Genomic DNA, 23,788 nt, shown 5'->3' on the forward strand with positions numbered 1-23,788 from the left:
CGGGGTATTGATGAAACCGAACCTACCAAACAAACAAGAGAAAGAGCCTGTGAAGGTTCTTTCTTTGCAGGAACAGGAAGCTCTGATTAAAGAAGAAATCCAGAGATTCCTGAAGCTTGCAAAGGAGAAGGGTGCACTCACGATCGAAGAGATCAATGAGCTCCTTCCCCCTGAAATTATCGCTCCATCCGTGCTGGACTCGTTCATGCAGGGCCTTGAGGCCGGTGGTGTAGTAATTTCAGACTTGTCTGAAAGTTCGAAAGCTGAGGAAGGCGAAGGCTCCTTCCTTGAAAACGTCGATTCTGAAGACGAAGAAGTTGATGAAGAAGAATTGGCCGAAAGTGAAGACGTCAAGGGTAACGACCCTGTACGCCTTTACCTGCGCAAAATGGGAAGTGTTTCCCTGCTGACCCGTGAAGGGGAAGTGGAAATTGCCCGTCGTATTGAAAAAGGGGAGCGCGAGATCGTTCGTGCGATCCTTTTGTCCCCTCTGGGTACCTACGAGATCATCCAGCTTGGTAAGCGCCTTGATGAAGGCCGTATCAAAGTTAAATCGATCTTCCGTGGCCTTGAGGACGAGGACACTCAGTACGATGAAAAGGAATACATCGATAAAATTCACGAGTTGATCGGCAAGGTCACTGAATATCAGAAAGCGGCGGAAAAGCTGTTTGCGACCCTTCGTAAAGAAGAGACAAACACTCCGGCTCGTCAGGCTGCCATGAAAGAGCTTGTTGTCATGAATGACAAGCTGATGGCGAACTTCGAGTCTGTGAACTTCAACCGTAAGACCATCAACCGTGTTGTGATCAAGTTCAAAAACCTGGTGAACCGTATCGGAACTCTTCGTCGTCGTATCAAAGACGGTGTGGAGCGTACATTCTCCAAAGACGTTGCAGCGATGGCTGAGCGTATGAAACTGATCGATGCGAATGAAAAAGAACTGACCCGCATGACCCGCGACACTGGTTTGAACTATCAGAAGTTCAAATCCTACGTATTGCAGGCTCAGGAAGCGGAAAAGCGTATCAGCCGTTTGGATTCAGAAACTGAAATGAATCACAACTGGGTGAAAGAAACCTACACGGCCATCTGGAAAGGTGAGCGTGAAGCTGATGCCGCGAAATCCGAGTTGGTTGAAGCCAATCTTCGTCTGGTTGTATCCATCGCGAAGAAGTACACCAACCGCGGTCTGCAATTCCTGGATCTGATCCAGGAAGGTAACATCGGTTTGATGAAAGCCGTTGATAAGTTCGAATACCGTCGTGGTTACAAATTCTCGACTTATGCGACTTGGTGGATCCGTCAGGCGATCACTCGTGCTATTGCCGATCAGGCGCGCACGATCCGTATCCCTGTGCACATGATCGAAACCATCAACAAACTTGTTCGTACATCCCGTTACCTGATCCAGGAACTTGGCCGTGAGCCGACCCCGGAAGAGATCGCGGATAAAATGGACATGCCAGTTGATAAGGTTCGTAAAGTTCTGAAAATTGCGAAAGAACCTATCTCTTTGGAAACTCCAGTGGGTGAAGAGGAAGATTCACACCTGGGCGACTTTATCGAGGACAAAAAGGTCATCAATCCTGCAGAAGCGATTGTGAACCTGAACCTTGCTGAACAAACCCGCCGTGTGCTGTCGACTTTGACTCCAAGAGAAGAAAAAGTCCTGCGTATGCGTTTCGGTATCGGGGAAGAGTCAGATCATACTTTGGAAGAAGTGGGTCAGGACTTCAACGTCACCCGTGAACGTATCCGTCAGATCGAGGCGAAGGCTCTAAGAAAGCTTCGTCATCCTTCTCGCAGCAACAAACTAAAAGCGTTTGTTGATTCCTAGTCCACCAACTAGGCTTAGCCAAAAGCTCAAAAGGCTCCCTTCGGGGAGCCTTTTTTCGTTTAAGGCCTAATGCACTGTGGTTTTGCCAAGCCTTTTTTAGTTTGATAGGCTCTCTTCATTCCAGATCGTGGGGGGCTAGCTTAGTTGGTTAAAGCACGGTGCTCATAACACTGGGATCGGGGGTTCAAGTCCCTCGCCCCCTACCATTCCTCTGTTTCTTCTTTATTGCCGATAGTTTTCATTTTTAAATGAGTTTGGTGCTGGCTTTGTCGGGACGCGAAAGCCGAGGCATCGAGCCTCGTCTTTCTAAGCGTTCGACATTTGCGGCCTTCGCCGCAAGAGCCTCACGCATGCTCCACACTAAAAAGTGCCACTGGCACTTTTTAGCGCGGGCACAACCTCGCCCCCCTGCCATTTTTGCGAAGTAAAAATCCTCTAATCTCCAATTTCCAATATCGCTGTCGGGTTGCCAGTGTTAAAAATGTAAATGGGGGTACTGATGAAATTCCTAACTATGTTTTCTGTATTGATTCTTGGCGGCGCTGCGCAGGCGATGACGGCAAAGGTTGTGAATTCAACGGATGTGCGTTTTATGGCGGACTTGATTCTGACTCGTGCAAGTGGCGGAGCCCCGCTGAGTGTTGTGGATGACAAGATCCTTGCACCGGGTGAGGCCTTCGAGAAAAACTATGGAGTGTTGGACACCAATGAGCTTGTCCTAAGATACGAAATCATCTCCACCGACAATAAACCCATCTGTCTGGGCAAGGTGGACGTGACGTCCAAAAGCAACTTTAAGCTTGTCGTCGACGGCCACCCTGGGATGGCTCCTGTGGATTGCAAAGTCTCCCAATAAGGGTGCCGCAGCAACTCAAGACCCGCAGAACTTTTATTGGGCTACGAACTCAATAGGCTGCGGGTTCCAGATAACGTCTCCTTCGGAATCCAGGTCATAACCATAACGAAATTTGAGTGTGCCTGTCTGAATAAGGCTTGCAGGTGTGCAGGGCCCCAGTGGCAATTTAATCTCTTGGCCCATCGTCAGGGTTAGTATCTGGCCGTTGTCTTTCATGCATGTGGATGGATTGCTGTCATTGTAAGGAATGATGACGTGAGAGTTTCTATTGCCGTACTTGCCTGTGCCGTGCAGATAAGCGCAGCCTGTGTCTGTAGTCGCCGGTTTTAAAATATCAATGCCGGAAGCAGTCAGTGCCCAGCCTAAATCCCGAACATTTAGATCCCGCGTTTGCTTTTGGACTTGTTGTTTGGTGGATTTCATCTTCCAGCGAGTGCCTTCGCAAGTCCACTGTGTCCAGTCTGTAAAGGTCACTCCCTGCAGTCTGTAGGTGCCGCCGGGAATTTCTCCGGCAAAGGAAAAGAGGGGCATCAAAAAAAATAGTACTGAAAGAAGCTTCATGAAGACTCCCTGTCGACAAGGTTACTTTCATCCATGAGCTTAGTTAGCGGCAAAGTGATGTCTATAATAAAACAGTGCGAAAGAACGACTTTTCATCAGAGCCAACGAAGTCGGCCCCAATGACCAGAAAATGCAGGTAATTACGGGGCCCACTCACTTTGGGCCCCACTTTTTTAGCAGCCGGGCATGCAGCCTTTGATGGTTTCGGCTTGGCTGTTGTTTTGGCAGTTTTGTTTCTGCTGCGGGTATGGATTGGCTTTTGGACGTGGGTTGGTTCTGCCGCCATAGCATTTCGCCACACACTCGTTGTGGTTGCTGTAATAGTCGTCGATGCAACCCTGATAGCACCAGTAAGAAACGTTCTCTGCAGGAGGAAGATAGGCTGCTGAAGCGGCGACACTGAAAAGGATCATGATTGTTGTTTGAATAAGTACTTTGATCACTTGATAACTCCTTGTTGGAATTAGGAATGTCAAAGTAAGATACCTTTATCAAATATGTTTAAATCAGTATCTTTTAGTGATACGAAAGCAGCAATTATGGATCAAATCAACCAACACACTGATGCCAAAAAGCTGCTTAAAAGCCTTCAACAGGTTTTAAAGTCCAAGAAGATCACTTATGCGGATCTGGCGCTTCGGATGGAAGTGTCTGAAGTCACCGTGAAAAGACTTTTCTCAACCCAGAACTGCAACCTGCAAACGGTCTTTAGGATTTGTGACCTTGTGGGGATTTCATTCTTTGATCTGGCGGCACTCGCGAATCAGGACAAAGAAGTCGACTATGTTCTTTCGGAAGATCAGGAAAAGTTTTTTGCCGCGAATCCGGCGATGTTTGGAATCTTCAGATCACTTCATCGCGGAGTCAGTCCCGATCAGCTGGCCGAAGTCTGGAAGCTTTCAAGTCAGAAGATGTTCAAAGTCCTTCGTAAAATCGAACAATTTGGATTGTTGGAAGTTCTTCCTGAAAATCAGGTTCGCATCAAGGCTGTTGGCAATATTCGCTTTCAACACAAAGGCCCCCTGGCCCGTGCGATTTTGCGCCCGCAGATTATGCAGTTTTTGGATCACGTTGATGTGGTTCTAAAGAACAAAGACGTGTGCATGCATTCGGCAGAAGTGGAGTTATCCAAAACCAGCATCACCGAGCTGGTGGAAGAGATTCATGCGCTGGGGGCGAAGTACCGTGCCCGGGCCTTGCGCGACAAGAATCTTTTGTCAGCGGATCAGCTTCAGTCGGTGCGCTGGCTGTATGCGTTTGCACCGTTTGAAACCAACTGGCAGCAGTACCCACTTGAGGTGAAATAGCATGGCTCAGAATATTTATGACAATCCCAAATTCTTTGAAGGCTACACCCAGTTGCCAAGACAGACTCACGGTTTGGAAGGGGCGCCTGAGTGGCCGGCTTTGCAGTCGATGCTTATTCCGGTTTCTGATAAACGTGTTGTCGATCTGGGGTGCGGTTTTGGCTGGGTGTCGCGCTGGATGCGAGATAATGGTGCTAAGTCCGTTTTGGGTCTGGATTTATCTGAAAAGATGATTGAACGTGCTCGTAAAGACACAAAAGACACACTGATTGAATATCGTATTGCCGATCTGGATCAGTTGACGCTTCCCCCAGAGTCTTTTGATATTGCATTTAGCTCTTTGACCTTTCACTACGTCCGTGACTTTGAACGTTTGGTAAAAACGATTCATCATTCGCTCAGCAAGGGTGGTCAGTTTGTTTTCAGTATCGAGCATCCGGTGTATATGGCGGCGGCTCACCCTCACTGGATCGTGGATGAAGAGGGGCGCAAGACCTGGCCGGTGAATGGGTATTCTGTCGAAGGCGAGCGCAAAACGGATTGGTTTATTGATGGCGTGATCAAGTATCACCGCACGATGGCCACCACGATCAACACGCTTATTTCCTGCGGGTTTGAGATTCTTCAGGTGAAAGAGTTTGCTCCTTCAGCAGAGCAGATTGCAAAGACTCCAGCACTTTTGGAAGAACTGGAGCGGCCCATGATGCTCTTGGTGTCAGCGGCTAAACGCTGACCTCGGGATCTTTTGGTTTTTCGGCTTCAGCAGTCCACTCTAGCAAAGACAGTTCGGATGTTTTTGTCCAATCAACCTGTTTGCGGTTGATGATACGGATATTCACTTCGTCACCATTCACAGTCCACAACAGGGTGTCGCCTTTGGCGATGCCCAAAGCCTGACGAACGCGCGCCGGGATTGTGGTTTGGTTTTTACGGGACGCTTTTGAAGTTGCACCTGATTTGCTCATTGATGTTCTCCGTCCCTTTATTTTAGGGGGCGGGGCTGGTGGTTGTCGCCAATAGTCTTGTTCGGGGTGTGCAAAACAATCCATTGGTCCGTTTCTGAGGTGTCCATTTGCCCCCGAAAACGCGATTTTGAAAATAAAAAGGTCTTTATTTTGGAGTGCAACCCTATGGAACTGCGGGGGAATTCCGCTCTAAAAAAGAATTAATCCTGTTTTAATTGGGACTTAAGAACCTCTTGGTATTCTTGTTTTCAAGAACTCAGTAACCAAATGGAGGTTCACAATGAGATTCGCAGTTATCGCAATGTCTATGATCTTGTCCGGTTCCTTTGCTTTCGCTGAAGGTATGCCAGCGGCCTCTTCCACCAACGAACATCAAGCCATCCAAAAAACGGTCGCGAAGGTAGAAAAGAAAGGCAAAAAGCACGGCAAGGAAAAAGACAAAAAAACTGAAGAGCAGGCAGAAGGAGCTGTAACCAAGTAAGCCCTCCCGTTGTTGTACAAGAGGACCTTCCTGGGTCCTCTTGTTTTAGAACTATTCAGATTCCAATCTTAGCAAAGCTTCTTTGCGTTCCAAGCCCCCAGAGTACCCGCCCAGGCCCCCGCCTGCGGCAATCACACGATGGCAGGGTACAATAATGCAAATCGGATTCTTTCCATTGGCTGTTCCCACCGCGCGAACCGCTTTTTCTTTTTTTATCCGGCGGGCGATGTCGGTGTAAGATACGGTCTTGCCATAGGGGATTTTCTTAAGCTGCTTCCAGACCGATTCTTGAAACTCCGTGCCGGCAACATCCAGCGGGACATCGAAATCCTGGCGCTGGCCTTTGAAATATTCCGTAAGTTCGGTTTCGGTTTGCTTAAGAATCTTAACGGCACCGTCTTTCCCGGCAAGGGCAGAGGCCAGCGGAATCCCCGTGGTCTTTTCCCAATACAGGGACTGCAGGCCCTTTTCAGAGGCGACCATGTACAGATCCCCTAACGGGGAACTCATTTTCCATTGAAGCAGATTCATTTTTTCCTCCGGGTTTTCTTCAAGACGTGGGAATACTCCCGCCACAACAAGGCGGCGACATAGCCGCGCCACGGGCTGAAATTTTCAAACTTGGTCTTGGGGTGTTCAGCCATCGCACGGGCAATAATCAAATCGGTGGCGGGGAAGGCATCGGTGTGACGAAGAGCCTTCAGTGCCATGTAGCTGGCTGTCCACGGGCCAATCCCGGGAATGCCCAGGATCTTTTCCACGAAACTATCCACATCCTGGGTCGGCTCCAGCGACAGTTCACCTTTGACCAGGGCCTTGGAAAGGGCCACCAGAGTCTCTTTTCGGCGGGTGGTGGTTTTTAAATTTTTCAGATCAGCTTTCATCACCTGCGCAGGAGTCGGGAACAGCCGCACCGATTTTCCATCGCGCAAAAATCCTGAGTCGCTGCCGGCAAGTTCGATCAAATCATTCACCAGCGCCCGGCCCCGCTCCACACTCACGACCTGACCCAAAATGGCGGCGACGACCACCTCGAACGGATCCCAGGACGAAGGCAGCCGGATCCCCGGATGTTTTTTCAGCAAGGCCTTCATGTCTTTGTCGGTCTCTAGCGTATTGGCAACAACAACCGGGTCTGAATCCAGATCCATCAGGCTGCGCACGCGGGATATGATGGCGTGCAAGGCCGTTGTGTCGGGGAAGTTGATCTGCAGCTTTATGCACGATTCATCAGGCAGATCGCTCAAGGTGATCTGTCCCACTTTGCCGTTCACCTCAACGATTCTGTGCATGACGCCTTCTTCAAACCACTCTAGCTGTCCCACGGCGTGGGATCGATAAAAGTGCAGCAAACCGTTAAAATCAAAAGGCGGGCGATAGGAAAGACGAATGGTCAAAGTGGATTCATCTTTCACAGGTTTTCGACGGATTTCTGAAGGGCTTTTTTTGAAGCGCTCTTTAAACGCATCGTTGAATCTGCGAATCGAATTAAAGCCGGCCGCAAAGGCGACGTCAGTGATAGGCAGCGCGGTTTCGGTGATCAGTTGTCTTGCCAGATTCAGGCGATTTTCGAAAGACAATTGCTTCGGGGTTTTTCCGACTTCTTCGATAAAAAGCCGGCGCAAATGACGGGCACTGACCCCAAAAAGTTCTGCAAATTCATCTTCGTTGAATTCCAGGGTTTCAATTTTATCAATCATCTTGATCGCACGGCGAACCAAGGCTGATTTCCCGATCCAGGCCGGGGACTGAGGCGCACTTTCTGGACGGCAGCGCAGGCAGGGACGATAGCCCGCCTTTTCAGCGGCCAAGTGATTTGAAAAGAACTCGACGTTTTCACGTTTGGGTTTCGCAGGACAAATCGGACGGCAATAGATACCCGTGGTTTTGACTCCGACAAAAAACTTGCCGTCAAAACGGGGATCCCGGGCCAGCATGGCATTATAAAATACATCGTCCTTTTTCATGAAGCCAGTATAGCGCGGTTTTCAGACTGACTATAGCCATTTTCGGACATAGTCGGTTTGGGGGCTTTATAAACGAAAAGGGCTCTGGGTCGTGGCCCCAGAGCCCTTTCAAGTCGAGTTTTGGCAATCAATAAGTCAGGTTCTGAATCATCAACTAGAAGTTGTATGAAAGCACGGCATTCGCAAAGTTATAGTGGTCTGAGGTTTTGTCGCTGAACCAGTTATAGATCGTCAGGTACTCGAAACCCACACCCCAATTTGCGTTGATAGTGTAGGTCGCTCCTAAATTAAGTGTTGGTCCAAACAGTGTTTCATCGTCTCCGGAACTCTGGATCTGATCCATATTGGTCACCGCCACCCCTGGAGAGATGTAAAGATCCAGGTCATTCTGGTCGTACAGGTGAGACGCCACAAAGGCGCCCAGCGTGGTGCTTTCGGGTTTGTTCGCATCCGAGTTTTTCGTGGAATGCATGAGCATAGCGCCCAACCCGAAAGTGCCAGTACGGCGCTCGTACTCAACGCCAAAGTTTACCGCGGCTTGAGTGGAGCCCATCAAGAGCTTTACGTTATTTGTTCCGTTTTTTATATCTTCAGCCGTCTGGGCCTGCGCCAGAGTGGAAATACCTGTGGCGATCAATAGACCGGTGAATAGAATCATCAGATGTTTCATGGTGCTTCTCCTTGTTGTGATTTCTGATTGTGAGTTTACGGGAGAGGAGTCGGGGCCCCTCTGAAAGAATGCAGGAAACAGAGGGACCCCTAGGATGCGTCATGGAGGTGACACAAGCCGTTTGTTAAGAAACTTTGTGGAAACGAGTCGGTGGATGCTCGTATTTTTTAAGCAGCGAAGTCAGTTTTTCTTTTACTTCTACTTCATGCAGTTCGCATTTCTGCTGAACCAAACCATAGATGGCTTTGATGCTTCCGCGTGTGCTTTCGATTTCTTCAGCGGTCAGTTCATTCCAAGCTGCACGCAGCTCAGCTTTCAAACTCTTCCAATTTTCTTTTGAGATTTGTTTGTTCATCATTCTTCAACCCCTTGGTTTCTGTTGAATGACTAATGCAGGATCGGCTCCAACCGTGAGCACAGCTTAATTTCGTTCTGAGCGAAATGGCGGCAAATTTCGGGGCAAAAGTCCCCTTTTGTGAGGAGAAATTCCGACCTATTTATAGCTCGTCTTTGAAATCATGTCCTATTTTGCAACAGAATCGGACTCGAAGTTCAATATTTCCGCTGGACTGACACTTGGCCATTTTTGCTGCGCACGCGTTCAAGTTCGGTCAGCAGAACGGCCATGCGGTCGTAGGTGTCCACCGAATGCCCGCTCCAGGTGCTGCGTGTTTGGGGTGTGGGCTCTGGGGTGGGGTGTCCGCCACGCAAATGCAGTTGGAATTTTTTGCCTTTGGCGCTGAGGGAATATTCAATGTCGCAGTTTAAAAGTTTGGTCATGCGACGGGCGCGCAGGTAAGCGTGCGCCGCACGTTTAAAGTGACGTTCAAATTTGTCGGCAATGTCTTCGGCGGTCAGTTCAATTTCGATTTCTTCGCCGGTATCGTCATCGCAGTCCGCAGCTTCGGCCTCGATTTCGGCTTCATCGAGTTCTTCTTCGTCCGGAGCATTTTTCACAAAGATCAAACCTTGCGCAAAAATAGACCTTAAGGACTTAAACACATCCGGGCTTTTTCCCAGACGCTCGCAGAAAAGAGCAAAACCGGATTTCAGAAGTTCTGCATCCAAAGGTTCAAAGAACATTTCAGGATTAAATGTCTGGTCTTCCGATTTCAGAGATTCGTTCAGCTTCAGAATCGAATCAAAGACCAAAGCATTCGAGAAAGGCCCGATACTGTATTCGTCATCTTGTTCCGGACTCATTGATGTAAAGTCACGGCTAAAGAACACCAAACCGCGTTCTCCGGCTTTCAAGCTGATGTTATAGCGAGGATTGTATTTTTTGATTTCGTCGGTTTCAAGCAAAGCGGATTCCAGCGGCGTCCGGCACTCTGTCACGATCAGATCATAGGCCTGTGTCAGCATCTCAAGCTTGAAAGAGTCACGGCCCTTTTGCCCGCGGAAGTAACTGTTCACCCGGTCATGCAGGGACGTGGCTTTGCCGACGTAAAGGATTTCACCCCATTGCGAAACATAGCGGTAAACTCCCGGCACCTTGGGAAGGTTCAGGCGCTTTTCCTTGGCCATTGGGTATTCATATTTGGTGCGCTTTTTGGGAGCCTCTGTGGATAGCCAGGTCTGCATATCCACGAAGGTCAATATTCCTTTGCCTTCCAGTTCGTTCACCAAGTGCTGCCAGATTATTCTCGTGGCTTCAACGTGGCTTGCCCCCCGCTTAAACTCCCCCGAAGCATGACCGAAATATCCGGCCAGTCCCTTGATCCCGCGTGCGGGCAGGTTGGGAAAAAGTCGTTTGGCAATCTCATGAGTGCAAATAATTGGAAACTCAGGGCGCTGCAAAGTTTCAAAAGCGGCCTTTAGAAAAGGTCTTTCAAACTGGGCAAAGTGAATCACTGCCGGGCGGTCCTGAATATCCAGATACAGGCGATCAAAGATGTCTGAAAGTGGCGTTGCGCTTTCAAGTTCTTCCGCCGCAATTCCTGTCAGGGACAAAATACGACGGGGGACCGGACGGTCTTCGGCCTGTGCGGAAAGAACACTGCGAACTTCGTCATTGCCGGAAAGGGACCAGGCGACTTCCAAAATGTCAGCAGCACCGGGTTTAGCCCCCGTGGTTTGTAAATCCAAAAAGAAAACCGGAAGATCTTTTAAGAGCATGGCGCTTCACTGTTCTTCCAGAAAGTTTCAAGATCAGAAAGGATCTTTTGTGATACCAGCTCACGCGGACTTTCCTTGAACCATCCTTGCGGCATGGCTTCGGCGTAAACCGGATTCAAGAAACGCGAATCCATCAGAATGATCACACCCTTGTCGGTTTCAGACCTGATCACCCGGCCTGCCGACTGAATGGCTTTGGCCATGGCCGGATACACATAAGTGTAGTTAAAGCCGTTTTCTTTGCCATAGCGTCCGTCAAAGTAGGTGCGAATCTGTTCGCGCTCAAAATCAAAGCTTGGTAACGCCGGTCCAATGACAAAGGCTCCGATCAGCATGTCACCCGGGAAATCAACGCCTTCTGAAAACACACCGCCTTGCACACCTAACAACAAGATAGGCTCGTTGGCGGCTTTCAGTTCTTCCAGATAAATCTGCACATCCAGTTGTTTCATGTCGCGCTCTTGGCGAAGCACACGCAGGTGCGGGACTTGAAGCTGTTTTTCCACTTGCGCCAGAAACTCAAAACTTGGGAACAGGGCAATGTAATTGCCTGCTTTCACGCGGGTGACCCGGGAAATAACCTCGGCCACTTTGCCCGAGCTGACCACGCGGTCGCTGAGCTTGGTGGAAATCTGCGGGATGATCATCAACTGACGGTTCTCGGGTTTAAAAGGCGACTGGAATTCCAAGGTCTTGGATTTTTCCAGATCAAATCCCAAAAGCTCCTGATAGTAAGTGAAAGGCTTCAGGGTGGCAGAAAATGCCACGACATTCTTGAACTGCTTATAGGCAATTTTCAGTTGCTCCGAGGCATCACAGCAGGTGACCTTCAACATTTCCGTGAAGCGGCTGTTTTGATAAGTCGTGAAAAACTCCGGACCGCTGTATTCAAGGGCCGCGATAAAGTCACTCCACAGATTCATCAGGCGCAGCATCGGGTCACGGGTGATGATTTCGGTTTCGCTTTCAAGGTATTCTGTGGTCAGGGCGCGAATCGAGCGTTCATGATCCAGGAAAGGTTCAATATCGATATCCACTTTGCGGGAACCGCCCTCTTCGCCATATTCCTGAATAAGCGACTTGGCTTTGCGGATCAAAGATCCGGCCTGCAATGAAAAGGTCGCGGGAAGCTTGGTGAAGTCACCTTCCAGAATATCCAGTTCCTGCACACTCAATGACGGCGAGAAATAGTCCTGCGCCCGGCTTGGAAGATTGTGGGCTTCATCAATCACCAGATTCGGTTTTTCACCCGCTTCAAGTAAGGGCTCAGAAAGACGGCCCAGCAGACTTCGTGGGGCAAAGGCATAGTTGTAATCACCAATCACCACGTCGGCGCGTTCGATGGCTTCGACAGAAAGTTCAAACGGGCAGACCTCGAATTCTTTGCCCATTTCGACAAGTTTTTCCTGAGTCAGTTTGCGCTTCTTGGAAAGTTTGTTCACCAGATCATGCTCGGCAAGTTTGGTGTAGTATTCACGCGCAAATTCACAGTAACCCGGATTGCACAGGGTTTCGGCCTTAAGGCACATTTTGCTTTTTGCTGTCAGGGTCAAAGACCGGATCTTGCTGCCTTGTTCCTGCAGCTTTTCAACTGCTTCTTCTGCGACAATATGCTGCGAGTTCTTGGGGGTCACGTACACGGTTTTTTGCCCGCGGGACAAAGAGTCCTTCAGATTCGGATAAAGCACACCCACGGTTTTTCCCAAGCCCGTCGGGGCCTGCACCAGCAAAGGATGTTCATCAGCCACCTGGGCTTCGATGCTTTCAATCAGCTCCCGCTGGCCCGGACGCGGGGTCGCAAAGGGGAAAGACATTTCCTCCGCCATTTTCTGGCGGGCTTTGAAAAGCTTTTCTTTGACCTTGGTTTCTTCAACCAGTTCCTCCAGGCGCAAAGCCAGCCACAATTCATAATGGGCGATGTCCAGCTCTACACGCAGGTCCATGGCTTTGAAATTGCGGGATGAAACCAGATGCAGATTCAAAAACGGAATGCGCCCGGTTTCCTTGTAGTGGAAGTATCCATAGGTGCGCAGTTGCCAGATGTAAGGATGGTTGTCATCCGAACGCAGCTTGCGCCAAAGTTCTTCGACATCAAAAGCCGTTTTGATTTCTTCGATCTGCACCGGATTTTCAGTGATGCCGTCGGCACGTCCGGAAACATGGAATTCATAAGGCCCGGCCTCAAAGACCCAGCTCATTTTCTTTTCCGGAGTATAGTCATCAAATTCACGCTGACGGCGGCGCTGAATGGCCACGTGGATTTCCTGCCCGCTCATCGGAGGGGCGCCATAGCCGGAGTGCAGCTCGATGCTTCCGCGTCGAGGGCAAGGCAGGGCAAATTGTCGGACATCCAGGGATACTTTTCTCACCCTCTTAAATAATCATAATCGGGGCGTAATAGCGACCCATGGCGTTCCACGTTAAGTGGCTGATTCCAGTAATGACATTTGTGAGTGAGCCCCTTAACCTGAGTCCATGAGGTTGTTTTCGGTTCTTTTTTGTTTATTTCTTGCGATTCCGGTTCATGCCGAAGACCCTCAGAATCCGCCCGCAGAGCCCCTTTCCGGAGAGGTCCTAAGCACCGGCCGGGGGTATCTGGAAGACACTCGCGCCAGTTTGTCCAATCGAGTGATCCGTCTTTCTGAAAGTGTCGATGCCCTGTTTGGAAACACCCGGGCCGACGATGCCCGTAACACCAGCACCTTGCGTGTGTCACAGACCTATTATGTCCGTGACGGAGACCTGGGAGCCGAGGATGTTTCCACGTCCCTGAATCTTTACCTGCCCAATTTTCAGAAGTGGGAAAAAAGCATTCGCGATAAATACTTTTCACGAAGCGACTCTGGGGCCGAGGGCGCTCTGAATACCGAGCAACAGGCTCAGCGTTACTGGGATCTGAATACCGAGGCCGGCTTGGTGGTGACGATTCCGGTGAACTATTTTGTGAAGCTTCGTCTGCGTCGCAATTTCTTGATGGGAATTTTTGAAAACTCGTTCTATCAGGAATTTCGCTGGTCCAAGAAAGACGAGTGGGAAGAAACCACGTCTTTAACCACGGACTATGCCTTTAATCGTGATTTACTTTTCCGGTTTATCAATGAAGCCAACTGGGCAATGACCAATGAGCGATTTGGAACTCACCACGGCCCTTCGTTGATTCAGACTTTCACGGCGGATTCGGCCCTGTCGTATGATTTTCGTTTTAACACCAAAATGGAAGGGTACTCTCTTTACGGTGACAGCCTGGTGCTGTCATCAACCTACACGCAAAGAACCGGCATCGACTGGATTTATCTGAAAACCACGCCGGAAATTTCCTGGGGGCGCAAGGATGACTTTGCCCCGGTGATGACGCTTTATTTGAAAGTGGATTTGATCTTCGGAGATGAAGGCAAAGATTAAAGTCTTTGTTCGCTGATGCCCTTGCTTTTCAGCAAGGCTGGCCACGAGCCATCTGTCAGGACCAAATCAATCAATCGGTTCATTTCAGCAACCGAGATCGGGCTCTTTTCCTTACCAATCAAAACGCCCAGTTCATAAAGCTGGTCAGGTTTCTTGGAAACCAGGATTTTGTCGCGGTCGTCGGGGTGTTTGCTCAGGTATATGTCCAGATACTCTTTGGCGATCACCGCGATGTCAGCTCGTTTCATCACCACCGACCGGATGTTTCCGTCAGGGGTGTTGGTGAATTCCACATTGAATCCCTTTAAAGCCTTGTTGCTGGTGGACAGCCCCAGGAAACCATAGTGATAGCCCTGCATGCCCTTGATGGTTTTACCTTTAAGTTCATTGAAGAAGCTTTGATCTTTGGCGCGTTCTTTATTGGCGACAAAGACCTCGGCACCAAAGCGGAAGATCTTGCTGGTTTCAACCTGCTCGTTACCCCAACCCCAGGATTTGCTTTCAAAGGCAATGATTTGATATCGCCCGGATTTCATATCGTGGTATCTTCGGGTGGAGGTCGTTGGAACAAAGATGAACTTATACTTATTCTGCTTTTTGTTTAGTAAGGAGATAAAGTCCAGCGTCAGGCCCTCATAGCGGCCGCTGGAGTTGATCACATAGGGTGGAAATTCGTAACCACCAACATGGACTTCCACAGGTTTTGCCCACGCGGAAAAACTGAAAAGAAGCAAAAATAAAGTGAATTTCACATTTACGACCTTATGGAACCTTTAAGTGATCGTCAAATTAAAAGGGACAGTATGAAAATCAGAGCCAGCCATATCTTGGTAAAACATCAGTACGAAGCCGACGACATTCTGCGCGCGCTGAAAAGTGGAAAGACTTTTGAGGAACTGGCGCAAAAGTACTCTCAGTGTCCTTCGGCCCGGGTCGGTGGTGATCTGGGCGTTTTTGCCGAAGGCCGAATGGACGAGGTTTTCGAAGAGGCCGCGTTTGCCCTGAAGGTGAATGAGACAACATTACAACCTGTGCGCACGCGCTTTGGTTATCACATCATCCGACGAACGGAGTAGGTATGAGACCGTTTCTTCCTTTGCTGACATTCATCGCGGTGTTTTTGGGAAGTGGATTCTATTATCTGTGGCAGGGCGTGGACTTCGCCTTTTATCAATTGCCTTCTCCGGTCGCCACACTGCCGGCAGTGATCCTGGCGTTTGTTTTGATGAAGGGAACTTTTGACCGAAAGTTGACAACCTTTATGCAGGGCCTGGGGGATCTTAATGTTCTCACCATGTGCATGATCTATTTATTGGCCGGAGCTTTCGGTTCGGTGGTGAAGGCCATTGGCGGCGTCGATGCCACTATATATTGGGGCTTGAAAGTGATTCCCGAAAGCCTGATGGTCCCAGGCTTCTTTTTTCTGGCGGCTTTGATATCCACAGCTATCGGAACGTCGATGGGCACCATTTCGGCATTGGGGCCGATTGCTTTAGGGCTTACCGCCGCAGGTGGGTTGGATAAAACATTGGTGTTTGGTGCACTGGTCGGCGGAGCCATGTTCGGGGATAACCTGTCATTTATTTCCGACACGACGATAGCGGCCACTCGTTCCCAGGGGGCATCGATGCGTGACAAGTTCCGGGTGAACTTTGGCATCAGTCTGCCCGCGGCCATCCTGACGATGATTCTTCTCTATTTTACGGTGAAGTCCGGTACAAGTGTGCCGGCCCAAGCCGGGGAGCTTTACAAAGCTTTGCCGTACGCGGTGGTGCTGGTTCTGGCTTTGCTGGGAATGAACGTATTTTTGGTGTTGATGCTGGGAATTGTTCTGGCGGGAATGCTGGGGCTGTTCTTTGCTGACTACACAGTCTTGCGTCTGGGGCAGGACATCTATGCCGGCTTTAAGGAAATGCAGGAAATATTCCTGCTTTCCATGATTATGGGCGGCTTGGGTCAGATGATGAAAGAGCAAGGGGGCATTCAGACTCTGAAGTCGTTGCTGAAGAAACTGCAGTTTCGAAATGCCCGTCTGGAAAAGATGTGGTCCGAATTCAGTATTGCTCTTTCGGTGTCGCTGGCAAACTTTGCGGTGGCAAATAACACGGTGGCCATTATCATCACCGGCGATTTGGCGCGGGAGGTGGCAAGAACAGAAGGTGTGCCCCCGGCTCGCAGCGCCAGTATTCTGGATATTTTTTCTTGCGTAGTGCAAGGGGTGATTCCTTATGGGGCCCAGATATTGCTGGCCAGTCAGATGGCAAAGATTTCTCCACTGGGGTTGGCGGGAAGTGTGCAATATTGTTACTTCCTGGGTCTGGTGACTATAGTCTCGATGGTATGGAGAACCTTGCGTCGGTAAGATAAATTCGAAAGAATATCATTAATATCCGGAGGGAAATTACATGCTGTTCTTTAGAAGTCTCGCTGTTGTGCTGAGTGTGTTGTCTGTGTGCGCGGTGACATCCGCCGAAGTCGTCAAAGACAATTCCTTTTTAATTGAAGAGGCCTACAACCAGGAGGCCGGTGTTGTTCAGTTCATCCAGTCCTATCAGTACATGGATCCGGCTCATGAATGGACTTATAACTTTACAAATGAGATTCCAATAACCGATGAAACCCATCAGTTTTCCTACGTGATCCCGGTGATGAAACTGAACGGTGTTGAAGAGGAAACCCAGGTGGGTGACGTGCTCTTGAACTATCGGTATCAGCTACTCAACACCGAACTTGTCGCCATCGCTCCTCGCTTTACTCTGATTGTGCCGACCGGAGATTATAAAAAAGGTTTTGGCAACGGCGTGGCGGGTTTCCAATTCAATCAGGCGGTGTCTCTGACTCTGAATGAAAAGTGGACCAACCATTGGAATGCCGGATTTACCTACACTCCGGATGCCAAGAATTCGGATGGGGATACGGCCTCGGTATTCGGATTTAACTTCGGCACCAGTGTTGTTTACAATGTGACCCCGAAAACGAATCTGTTGTGTGAATTTGCCTTTAATAATGCCGAATCTGTGGTGGCTCAGGACACCAAGGCCAGCGAGTCCACTTATTACATCGTTCCGGGGATTCGTACGGCTTTTGATGTAGGTCAGGAAACAGAAGTGGTTCCGGGCATTGGAGCACTGCTGGGGCTGGGGCCGTCAGCGGTTGAACATGAACGGGGTGTCTTCGTTTATCTCTCAATCGAATCCAAGCTTTGGTAGAAGGCAGTCATGAACTGGACTTTAAGAAAACGACTGTTGTTCCTGTGTGGTGGATTTATCGTTGTCCTGATGGGAGTGGCGGTTCTTTCCTATGTGAACTCCACCACCTTGATGAATCAGTTTGATAATGTTGCAAAAGTTCAGTTGCCAGCGGTTCGTAATATGACTCTGGCGGATATGATGCATGACGGTCTGCGCTCCGTGGTGCTGGCTTCCTTGCTGGCGGCTGAAAGCAACGAAGCAGACAATCTCAAGGCGATTGTGCAAGAGACAGAGGAAAAAGCGGGGGACTTCCAACGGTACCTGCAGGCTTTGGAAGAATTGCCGTTGAACGAAAGCACTCGTCGAGCCATTGCCGAAACCAAGCCCGAAATGGAAAGGTACATTGGGCAGACCCGAAAGATTGTGGGTCTTGCCAGCACCCAGGGATATCGGGCGGCCTTAAGCGAGCTTGAAGATTTCAACAAGAGCTTTAAGGTGCTTGAGGAAAAAATGGAAGCGCTGGGGGGGCTGATAGAAAAGGATGCCGAAACGGCCCATCAATCAGGTGCGGGTTTAAGAACCCTGAATGTGGTGGTGGCAGTTCTTGGTGTTTTGTTCTGTTTGGCGGGTGGAATGCTTGTGACCCAGAGTCTGGTAAGTCGAATGACCCGGTTTGCGGCCAATATTGAAAGTTCAGGGGATTCACTGGGTGAAACCAGTGCACACTTGAATCGGGCCAGTCAGGATTTGGCGCAGGGTGCGACTCAGTCCGCCGCCTCACTTGAAGAAACGGTGGCTTCGCTAGAGGAGCTTTCCGGCATGGTGAAGTTGAATTCGGAAAGCGCAAAAACCGCATCAGCATTGTCGGCGGAAAGTTTTGCCGCATCCAAGGCCGGGGCCGAGTCCGTGCAGAAACTGATTGCCTCGATGGAGACACTAAAAGAATCCTCCGCAGCGATCCGGGATGTCAGCCAGGTGATCGATGATATTGCCTTTCAGACGAACCTGTTGGCTTTGAATGCCTCTGTTGAAGCGGCCAGAGCCGGAGAGATGGGAAAAGGTTTTGCGGTGGTTGCGGATGCTGTTCGGGGACTGGCGCAAAGAAGTGCTGATTCAGCCAAGGGCATATCCAAGATGATCGAAGAAAGTGTTTCCCGCATTCACGACGGCAGCAAGGCGGCGGCCGAAAGCGGTGAGCAGCTGCAAAAGTTTTTGGATTCAGCCAAGAAAGTGCTTGAGATCAACAACGAAATCGCCGGTGCCAGTCATGAACAGTCCCGCGGCATCACTTTGATCAGTGAAGCAATGAACAGGCTGGATCAGGCTTCACAAAAAAACGCCCAGGTTGCGCAGGAAGTGGCGCAGACCAGCGATCAGATGTCACAGATGTCCCACGGGATGCAGGGGCTTGTGAGTGAATTAAAGTCCCTGGTTGGAAAGTAAAGAATGATCACGGACCTCGCCTCGAGGTCCGTAAACAAACAAGCCGTCTTGTTCTTTCATTCAGAATTTGGGCACTTGCAGTCAATCTGGTGAAAAAAGTTTTTACACCACAAAAAACATTAAATTCCTAATGTGAGTCGGCCGAAGACCTCTGTGAACGGAGGTCCCATGGCAGGAACCACAAAAATCACCAAGTCTTTTTTGTTGGCAGCACTTTTGACTCTGGCGGCATGCGCACCAGCCAATGATTTCCCGGCGATTGATGAAACCGGCAACGAAAGCGCCTCGCTTGTGCCGCCGACTCCGGAAGTGGAGTCCCCGGAGGAAGAAGCCGGCGGCAATACCGGTGCAGGCGGTGGTTCAGCGGTCACCAGTCAGAAGTTGTTGTTAAATCAGGCCATGACCCTGCGCTATGAAAAATCCGGCATCCTTGAAAACAAGGTCGAACTTCCCGCGGGAACCCAGATCGAGGTTCCATCCAATTACGAAGTCAAACATCTGGATTACCGCACCTCCAGCGGAGCCATCGAAAGATCCAGCACCGGATTTCTGTATCCGGTGAAAATCGTTTCTGTCACTGAGGCGTTCAAGACGCAGTTCCCGCAAAGCAAGATTGATGAAATCAACAAAACCTCGGGCGGACTGTTTGTTTTTGCTTCCATTGTTGGCAACTTAGAAGGAACCGAAGGAAACTTTGCAGTGGTTCAGGCGGCGGCACCGGGAGAGGGTTTTTTGAAGTACTATCAGCCCAACGGAAAGCCCAAGTTTAATTACGTCACGTCCGTAACCAAACGCTTTGGCGCAAAATTGAATCAGGGCGTGAAGCCGGAAACCATGTCCGTGGCCCAGCGTGAAAAGTACCAAAGTATTTTTGCAGAACTGCAAAAAGCGGTGAACCGCGAGGTCGCTACTCCGAAATCTTATTTGATGATCGATAAAAAGGTTGCGACCCAAAGATCCATCGATTTTGAAAAAACCGGGGTGATCACCACGACGGGGGCTTGGAGCATCGCCACTCAAGGTACAGCCGTTCGTCACGGATTTTCGAATGTTCCTTGTGCCGAATTTCAGTCGGAACTTTTGCGTCAGGCTTATCAGCGTGCGGGCTATCGGGTGACTGATGACTTTAATAAAACCAAGGGCAATCAGTTGATCTGGTCCAGCACCGCGGCCGTCGTGAATTATTCCATGGCTCTTTATAAAGCCGGCTGGGTTGCCTGGGACTCAACGAAGTATAAACCGATTTTGGGTGCCATCATGATGAATGGGGCGGGTTATACTCCGGGACACACTTATATTTCCGGCAGCAATGACGGTTTGATCATCGTCGATAACGGCGCCCCGCAGGGCCGTGACTTAAGAAAAACAACAGATAAAACGATTTCCATCATGTTCCAAGTGGGTGTGTTCTTCCTTCCTCCGGGAATCAACCCGCCCGCTTGGTAAGCGTCAGTACATTTCCCAGCAGGCACAGAACCACACCAATGACGATATAAGGCGTCCAGTGGAAGTTCTCAAAGAAGCTGGAAAGTGTCAGGGCAATCACCGGAGAAAGCACGCTTGTATAAGCGGCTTTCTCCGCTCCAATTCTTCCCGCCAAAGACAGATACGCCCCAAAGGCAATCACCGAGCCGAACAGCGCCAGATAGAAGAGAGCCCCCAGGAAGCGGGCATTGAGCGGAATGCTTAAATCATGTTGCAGCACCAGCGCCACGATCAAAGTGAACATGCTTCCGTACAACATGCCCCAGGTGTTGGTGACCACCACCGGGATTCGTTTTTGATAGCTCTTCTGCGCGACCATATTTCCGAGGGAAGCGGATAGCGTCGCCAGGAATCCCACCAGCAGACCCCAGATGGTTTTAGAGCTGGGATCGAAATTCAGAATCTCATTCAGAAAAATGAAAACAATCCCCACGCCACCCAGCAATGATCCCCAGATGACGTTTGCGGTGATCGGCTTTTTAAAGAACAGGCGCATGCCGAACATATTGTAGTAAACCAGCAAAGTGAAACTTAGTGCGACCATGCCAGAGCTGATCATCGTTTCCGCCACATAGGTCAGCATGTAGTTGATGGAAAACATCAATACACCCTGACCCGCAAACAGCAGATGGTCGTGACGGGAATATTTTAGATTTTGTTTTTTCCAGAAACAGAACAGCAGGAGCAGAGCTGTTGACAGCAGAAAGCGCCAGAAAACCGAGGTCACCGGAGAAGCGGCATCAATCTGAAAGGTGATCACAAGCCAGGTGGAGCCCCAGATCAGAGTGCAGATGGCATATAAAATCAGATTCTCAAACCTTGCAGACATGGACGGAATTTAGCAGAAGGTCCAAACAGGGTCACCGGATTCCTGTTGAATCGCAGATCGGTCAATGAATCTTGTCAAAATTCCATAAGTCTTCTGCCGAAGCCCTTGGGGAAGGCGGATAATGGTGCTGTTAAAACAAAGGAGCATCTTATGGAACCGCAAAGACCGAACTTTGAAAGAACACCCAAAGAAATTCCTAAACAAGAGAAAGTCTCGAAACCTGTTCAGCGTCCCGAAGAAAAACCCGTCGTGCTGGCTGAAAACGAAACCTCGCCGGCCCAATGGGTGTGTATGGTTGTCGGCGTTGCCTTTGTGCTGGTGGGAATGGCTGGATTTGTTTTGCCGAACCTGTTTGGAATGCATCTGGGCTGGACCCACAATCTGGTGCACATATTTTCGGGCATTGCGGCCTTGTGGTTTGGGGTGAATAATTCTCTGATTTCTGCTGAGCGCTTTAGTTATATCTTTGGTGCGATCTATGGAATGCTGGGTCTTGCGGGATTCCTTTTCGGATCCAACACCACGATGATTCCTCCAACGATGGACTATGATTCATTCTGGTGGCGTTTGATTCCAGGATACCTCGAGCTGGGAACCGCCGATCACATTGTGCACATTTTGATCGGATCTGCTTTTGTGATTGGGGCCTGGCTGACCGCCAGAAAACTGGATCGCATGGCGCCGAAGGGAACCACCTGGCACTGATTCGGGAATAAAAAAAGCCCCGGTTTTCCGGGGCTTTGTCGTTAAGGACTAGTCTTCGTCCTCGTCGTCATAATCGTCGTCTTCATCCTCATCGTCGTCGTCATCATCATCTTCGTCTTCATCGTCCTCATCGGCTTCTTCATCAGCCTCGATGCGGATCAACCAACCCTCTTCATATGGGTCTTCCATGATCAAAGATGGATCGTCGATAACCTGGGAATTTACTTCCACCACAGTTCCGGCAACAGGAGTGTAGATGTCCAGCGGACCGTCATCAGTTTCAAGAGTTCCGATCACGACATCTTCTTCGACCTGTTCATTTTCTGCAGGAAGGTCCACAGAAGAAATGGATTCGAAGTCTTCAAGACCGTCTTCGTTGATACCGATAGTGATGAGTCCATCTTCCTTTCGGATCCACAGATAGCCCATAAAATTTCTTACGTCGTCAGATGCCATATTCTTTCCTTATCTAAAGCTGATCTAGTCCAGCAGCACAAGCCAGGGCTTGCGCTGCCTCCTGCGCAAAAGCGCTTTAGCAATCGTAGTACAGGTGGAACTCGTAGGGAACCGGTCTTTGTTGAACCGGACGCACTTCTTTGTCGATTTTGTACTGAACCCAGGTTTCGATCAAGTCATCAGTGAAAACATCGCCTTTTTTCAGGAAGCTGCAGTTTTTCATAAGATGATTCAAGCTTTCTTCCAAAGTGCCCGGAACAGAAGGGATCGCGGCTGCCTCTTGAGGCGGCAAACCGTAGATGTCTTTGTCCAGTGGATCACCCGGATTGATTTTATTGATAATGCCGTCAAGACCCGCCATCAGGATGGCTGCTTCCGCCAGATAAATGTTGGCAGATGGATCTGGAGTGCGGAACTCAATACGTTTTGCCTTCGGATTTGGACCCGAGTTCGGGATGCGCATTGCCGCAGAACGGTTTTTGAAGCTGTAAGCCAGTTTTGTCGGAGCTTCAAAGCCCGGAACCAGACGCTTGTAAGAGTTGGTTGTCGGGTTGATGATACCGCAAAGAGCCGGAGCGTGTTTCAAAACACCGCCGATGTAATGCAAAGCCATTTCAGAAAGGCCGGCGTATTTGTTGCCCGCGAACAGGTTTTTTCCATCTTTCCACAGGGACATATGGATGTGCATGCCTGAACCGTTGTCGCCGAAGATCGGTTTTGGCATGAAGGTCACGGTTTTGCCGTAGCGTTTTGCCACGTTCTTCACGATGTATTTGAACCACATCATTTTGTCGCCCATGTTCAGGGCGGTGTCGAAGCGGAAGTTGATCTCACCCTGGCTGGAGGCAACTTCGTGGTGATGACGTTCCACTTGCATGCCGCATCTTTCAAGTTCAAGGCAGATTTCGGTTCTTAGATCCTGCTGGGAGTCTGTTGGCAGGGCCGGGAAGTAACCCTCTTTAGGACGGACTTTGTAACCCAGATTTTTGCCACCTTCGTCGCGGCCGGTGTTCCAGACAGCTTCGTCACTGTCGATCATATAGAAGGCAGAGTTGTTGGTTTGTTCGTAACGGATGTCATCAAAGATGAAGAATTCCGCTTCCGGACCGAAGTAAGCCGTGTCAGCAATGCCGGTGGACTGCATGTAAGCGATGGCTTTTTTAACCACTTGGCGAGGATCACGGTTGTAGGCTTGAAGTGTTTCTGGAAGGCAGACATCACAGATCAAAGACAAAGTCGGCACCTGCATGAATGGGTCCATCATCGCTGTGGATGGATCCGGCATGATGATCATGTCTGATTCCTCGATCCCTTTCCATCCGCGGATGGAGCTTCCGTCAAAGCCGTAGCCTTCTTCAAAAGCCTCAGCAGTCAGTTGGTGCAAAGGCACAGTCAGGTGCTGCCAAGTTCCAAGCATATCGCAGAACTTCAGATCCACCATTTTCGCGCCTTTTTCATTGGCGAACTTCAATACATCTTTACCGGTCATCGTGAGCCTCCCTGGGGGTTAAA

25 protein-coding genes and 1 tRNA gene are annotated in these 23,788 nt (G+C 49.7%); 13 read left to right on the forward strand and 13 right to left on the reverse strand.

All coding sequences use genetic code 11. The features are described from left to right. Positions 1-10: 10 nt before the first annotated feature. From rpoD to ACZ520_RS01115, 3 genes are all read left to right on the forward strand, one after another. The gene (rpoD, locus tag ACZ520_RS01105; protein WP_088566567.1) at positions 11-1,840 is read left to right on the forward strand and encodes an RNA polymerase sigma factor RpoD; all 1,830 of its coding nucleotides are present in this window, start codon (positions 11-13) and stop codon (positions 1,838-1,840) included. Between the two features lie 129 nt (positions 1,841-1,969). Continuing rightward, positions 1,970-2,046: transfer RNA gene (locus ACZ520_RS01110), tRNA-Met, on the forward strand. 293 nt (positions 2,047-2,339) lie between these two features. Continuing rightward, complete coding sequence (locus ACZ520_RS01115) at positions 2,340-2,696, forward strand: hypothetical protein (RefSeq protein WP_088566565.1); 357 nt, start codon at positions 2,340-2,342, stop codon at positions 2,694-2,696. Between the two features lie 33 nt (positions 2,697-2,729). On the opposite strand, the gene ACZ520_RS01120 is transcribed toward ACZ520_RS01115, so the two are convergent. Continuing rightward, entirely contained in the window at positions 2,730-3,257 is a 528-nt protein-coding gene (locus tag ACZ520_RS01120) for a hypothetical protein (RefSeq protein ID WP_464127120.1), read from the reverse strand. Between the two features lie 173 nt (positions 3,258-3,430). Next, positions 3,431-3,700: a hypothetical protein gene (locus ACZ520_RS01125; RefSeq protein ID WP_232468859.1), complete on the reverse strand. Its 270-nt coding sequence runs from the start codon at positions 3,698-3,700 to the stop codon at positions 3,431-3,433. 96 nt (positions 3,701-3,796) lie between these two features. Here ACZ520_RS01125 and ACZ520_RS01130 point away from each other — a divergent pair, with 96 nt between their 5' ends. Together ACZ520_RS01130 and ACZ520_RS01135 are read left to right on the forward strand one after the other, a co-directional pair. Next, positions 3,797-4,564, forward strand: coding sequence for a helix-turn-helix domain-containing protein (locus ACZ520_RS01130; RefSeq protein WP_464127122.1), 768 nt, complete (start codon positions 3,797-3,799; stop codon positions 4,562-4,564). A gap of 1 nt (position 4,565) precedes the next feature. Then, complete coding sequence (locus ACZ520_RS01135) at positions 4,566-5,297, forward strand: class I SAM-dependent methyltransferase (protein WP_464127124.1); 732 nt, start codon at positions 4,566-4,568, stop codon at positions 5,295-5,297. Here ACZ520_RS01135 and ACZ520_RS01140 read toward each other — a convergent pair. Next, positions 5,287-5,529, reverse strand: coding sequence for an AbrB/MazE/SpoVT family DNA-binding domain-containing protein (locus ACZ520_RS01140; RefSeq protein ID WP_157678804.1), 243 nt, complete (start codon positions 5,527-5,529; stop codon positions 5,287-5,289). The genes ACZ520_RS01135 and ACZ520_RS01140 overlap by 11 nt on opposite strands. A gap of 280 nt (positions 5,530-5,809) precedes the next feature. Here ACZ520_RS01140 and ACZ520_RS01145 point away from each other — a divergent pair, with 280 nt between their 5' ends. Further along, complete coding sequence (locus ACZ520_RS01145) at positions 5,810-6,010, forward strand: hypothetical protein (RefSeq protein WP_416479645.1); 201 nt, start codon at positions 5,810-5,812, stop codon at positions 6,008-6,010. Positions 6,011-6,061: 51 nt separating this feature from the next. Here ACZ520_RS01145 and ACZ520_RS01150 read toward each other — a convergent pair whose 3' ends face one another. The 6 genes from ACZ520_RS01150 to ACZ520_RS01175 all read right to left on the reverse strand — a co-directional run bounded on the left by ACZ520_RS01150 (position 6,062) and on the right by ACZ520_RS01175 (position 13,134). Further along, the gene (locus ACZ520_RS01150) at positions 6,062-6,541 is read right to left on the reverse strand and encodes a methylated-DNA--[protein]-cysteine S-methyltransferase (protein WP_464127127.1); all 480 of its coding nucleotides are present in this window, start codon (positions 6,539-6,541) and stop codon (positions 6,062-6,064) included. Next, positions 6,538-7,977: an AlkA N-terminal domain-containing protein gene (locus ACZ520_RS01155; protein WP_464127129.1), complete on the reverse strand. Its 1,440-nt coding sequence runs from the start codon at positions 7,975-7,977 to the stop codon at positions 6,538-6,540. Before ACZ520_RS01155 ends, ACZ520_RS01150 begins: the two co-directional genes overlap by 4 nt. Before the next feature lie 154 nt (positions 7,978-8,131). Next, complete coding sequence (locus ACZ520_RS01160) at positions 8,132-8,647, reverse strand: outer membrane protein (protein ID WP_464127131.1); 516 nt, start codon at positions 8,645-8,647, stop codon at positions 8,132-8,134. 124 nt (positions 8,648-8,771) lie between these two features. Next, positions 8,772-9,005: a CsbD family protein gene (locus ACZ520_RS01165; protein ID WP_088566556.1), complete on the reverse strand. Its 234-nt coding sequence runs from the start codon at positions 9,003-9,005 to the stop codon at positions 8,772-8,774. Between the two features lie 194 nt (positions 9,006-9,199). Then, positions 9,200-10,765: a GIY-YIG nuclease family protein gene (locus ACZ520_RS01170; protein WP_464127134.1), complete on the reverse strand. Its 1,566-nt coding sequence runs from the start codon at positions 10,763-10,765 to the stop codon at positions 9,200-9,202. Continuing rightward, on the reverse strand, positions 10,756-13,134 hold the full coding sequence (locus tag ACZ520_RS01175; RefSeq protein ID WP_464127136.1) for an ATP-dependent DNA helicase: 2,379 nt from the start codon (positions 13,132-13,134) through the stop codon (positions 10,756-10,758). Before ACZ520_RS01175 ends, ACZ520_RS01170 begins: the two co-directional genes overlap by 10 nt. A 106-nt stretch (positions 13,135-13,240) precedes the next feature. On the opposite strand from ACZ520_RS01175, the gene ACZ520_RS01180 reads away from it, so the two are divergent. Continuing rightward, positions 13,241-14,167, forward strand: coding sequence for a hypothetical protein (locus ACZ520_RS01180; RefSeq protein ID WP_088566553.1), 927 nt, complete (start codon positions 13,241-13,243; stop codon positions 14,165-14,167). Here the strand turns inward: ACZ520_RS01180 and ACZ520_RS01185 are convergent. Further along, positions 14,164-14,919 (reverse strand): substrate-binding periplasmic protein, encoded by a 756-nt coding sequence (locus ACZ520_RS01185; protein ID WP_088566552.1) that lies wholly within the window; start codon positions 14,917-14,919, stop codon positions 14,164-14,166. The two genes, ACZ520_RS01180 and ACZ520_RS01185, sit on opposite strands and share 4 nt — an antisense overlap. A 51-nt stretch (positions 14,920-14,970) precedes the next feature. On the opposite strand from ACZ520_RS01185, the gene ACZ520_RS01190 reads away from it, so the two are divergent. From ACZ520_RS01190 to ACZ520_RS01210, 5 genes are all read left to right on the forward strand, one after another. Beyond that, entirely contained in the window at positions 14,971-15,243 is a 273-nt protein-coding gene (locus ACZ520_RS01190; RefSeq protein ID WP_088566551.1) for a peptidylprolyl isomerase, read from the forward strand. 2 nt (positions 15,244-15,245) lie between these two features. Beyond that, entirely contained in the window at positions 15,246-16,529 is a 1,284-nt protein-coding gene (locus ACZ520_RS01195; RefSeq protein WP_464127139.1) for a Na+/H+ antiporter NhaC family protein, read from the forward strand. Between the two features lie 43 nt (positions 16,530-16,572). After that, complete coding sequence (locus ACZ520_RS01200) at positions 16,573-17,376, forward strand: transporter (protein ID WP_374034591.1); 804 nt, start codon at positions 16,573-16,575, stop codon at positions 17,374-17,376. 9 nt (positions 17,377-17,385) lie between these two features. Continuing rightward, entirely contained in the window at positions 17,386-18,801 is a 1,416-nt protein-coding gene (locus ACZ520_RS01205) for a HAMP domain-containing methyl-accepting chemotaxis protein (RefSeq protein ID WP_464127141.1), read from the forward strand. Positions 18,802-18,969: 168 nt separating this feature from the next. Next, positions 18,970-20,247, forward strand: a complete 1,278-nt coding sequence (locus tag ACZ520_RS01210) for a hypothetical protein (RefSeq protein ID WP_464127143.1) — start codon at positions 18,970-18,972, stop codon at positions 20,245-20,247. Here ACZ520_RS01210 and ACZ520_RS01215 read toward each other — a convergent pair. After that, positions 20,228-21,115, reverse strand: a complete 888-nt coding sequence (locus ACZ520_RS01215; protein WP_088566546.1) for a DMT family transporter — start codon at positions 21,113-21,115, stop codon at positions 20,228-20,230. The genes ACZ520_RS01210 and ACZ520_RS01215 overlap by 20 nt on opposite strands. Positions 21,116-21,265: 150 nt before the next feature. Between ACZ520_RS01215 and ACZ520_RS01220 the strand changes: the two genes are divergently transcribed. Then, the gene (locus tag ACZ520_RS01220) at positions 21,266-21,820 is read left to right on the forward strand and encodes a DUF4383 domain-containing protein (protein WP_088566545.1); all 555 of its coding nucleotides are present in this window, start codon (positions 21,266-21,268) and stop codon (positions 21,818-21,820) included. Between the two features lie 48 nt (positions 21,821-21,868). Here the strand turns inward: ACZ520_RS01220 and ACZ520_RS01225 are convergent, their stop codons facing one another. Both ACZ520_RS01225 and glnA read right to left on the reverse strand, forming a co-directional pair. Beyond that, on the reverse strand, positions 21,869-22,276 hold the full coding sequence (locus ACZ520_RS01225) for a glycine cleavage system H family protein (RefSeq protein WP_088566544.1): 408 nt from the start codon (positions 22,274-22,276) through the stop codon (positions 21,869-21,871). Between the two features lie 76 nt (positions 22,277-22,352). Beyond that, positions 22,353-23,765, reverse strand: coding sequence for a type I glutamate--ammonia ligase (gene glnA / locus ACZ520_RS01230; RefSeq protein WP_088566543.1), 1,413 nt, complete (start codon positions 23,763-23,765; stop codon positions 22,353-22,355). Between the last annotated feature and the right edge of the window lie 23 nt (positions 23,766-23,788).

The organism is Bdellovibrio sp. BIS2, from assembly GCF_055398295.1.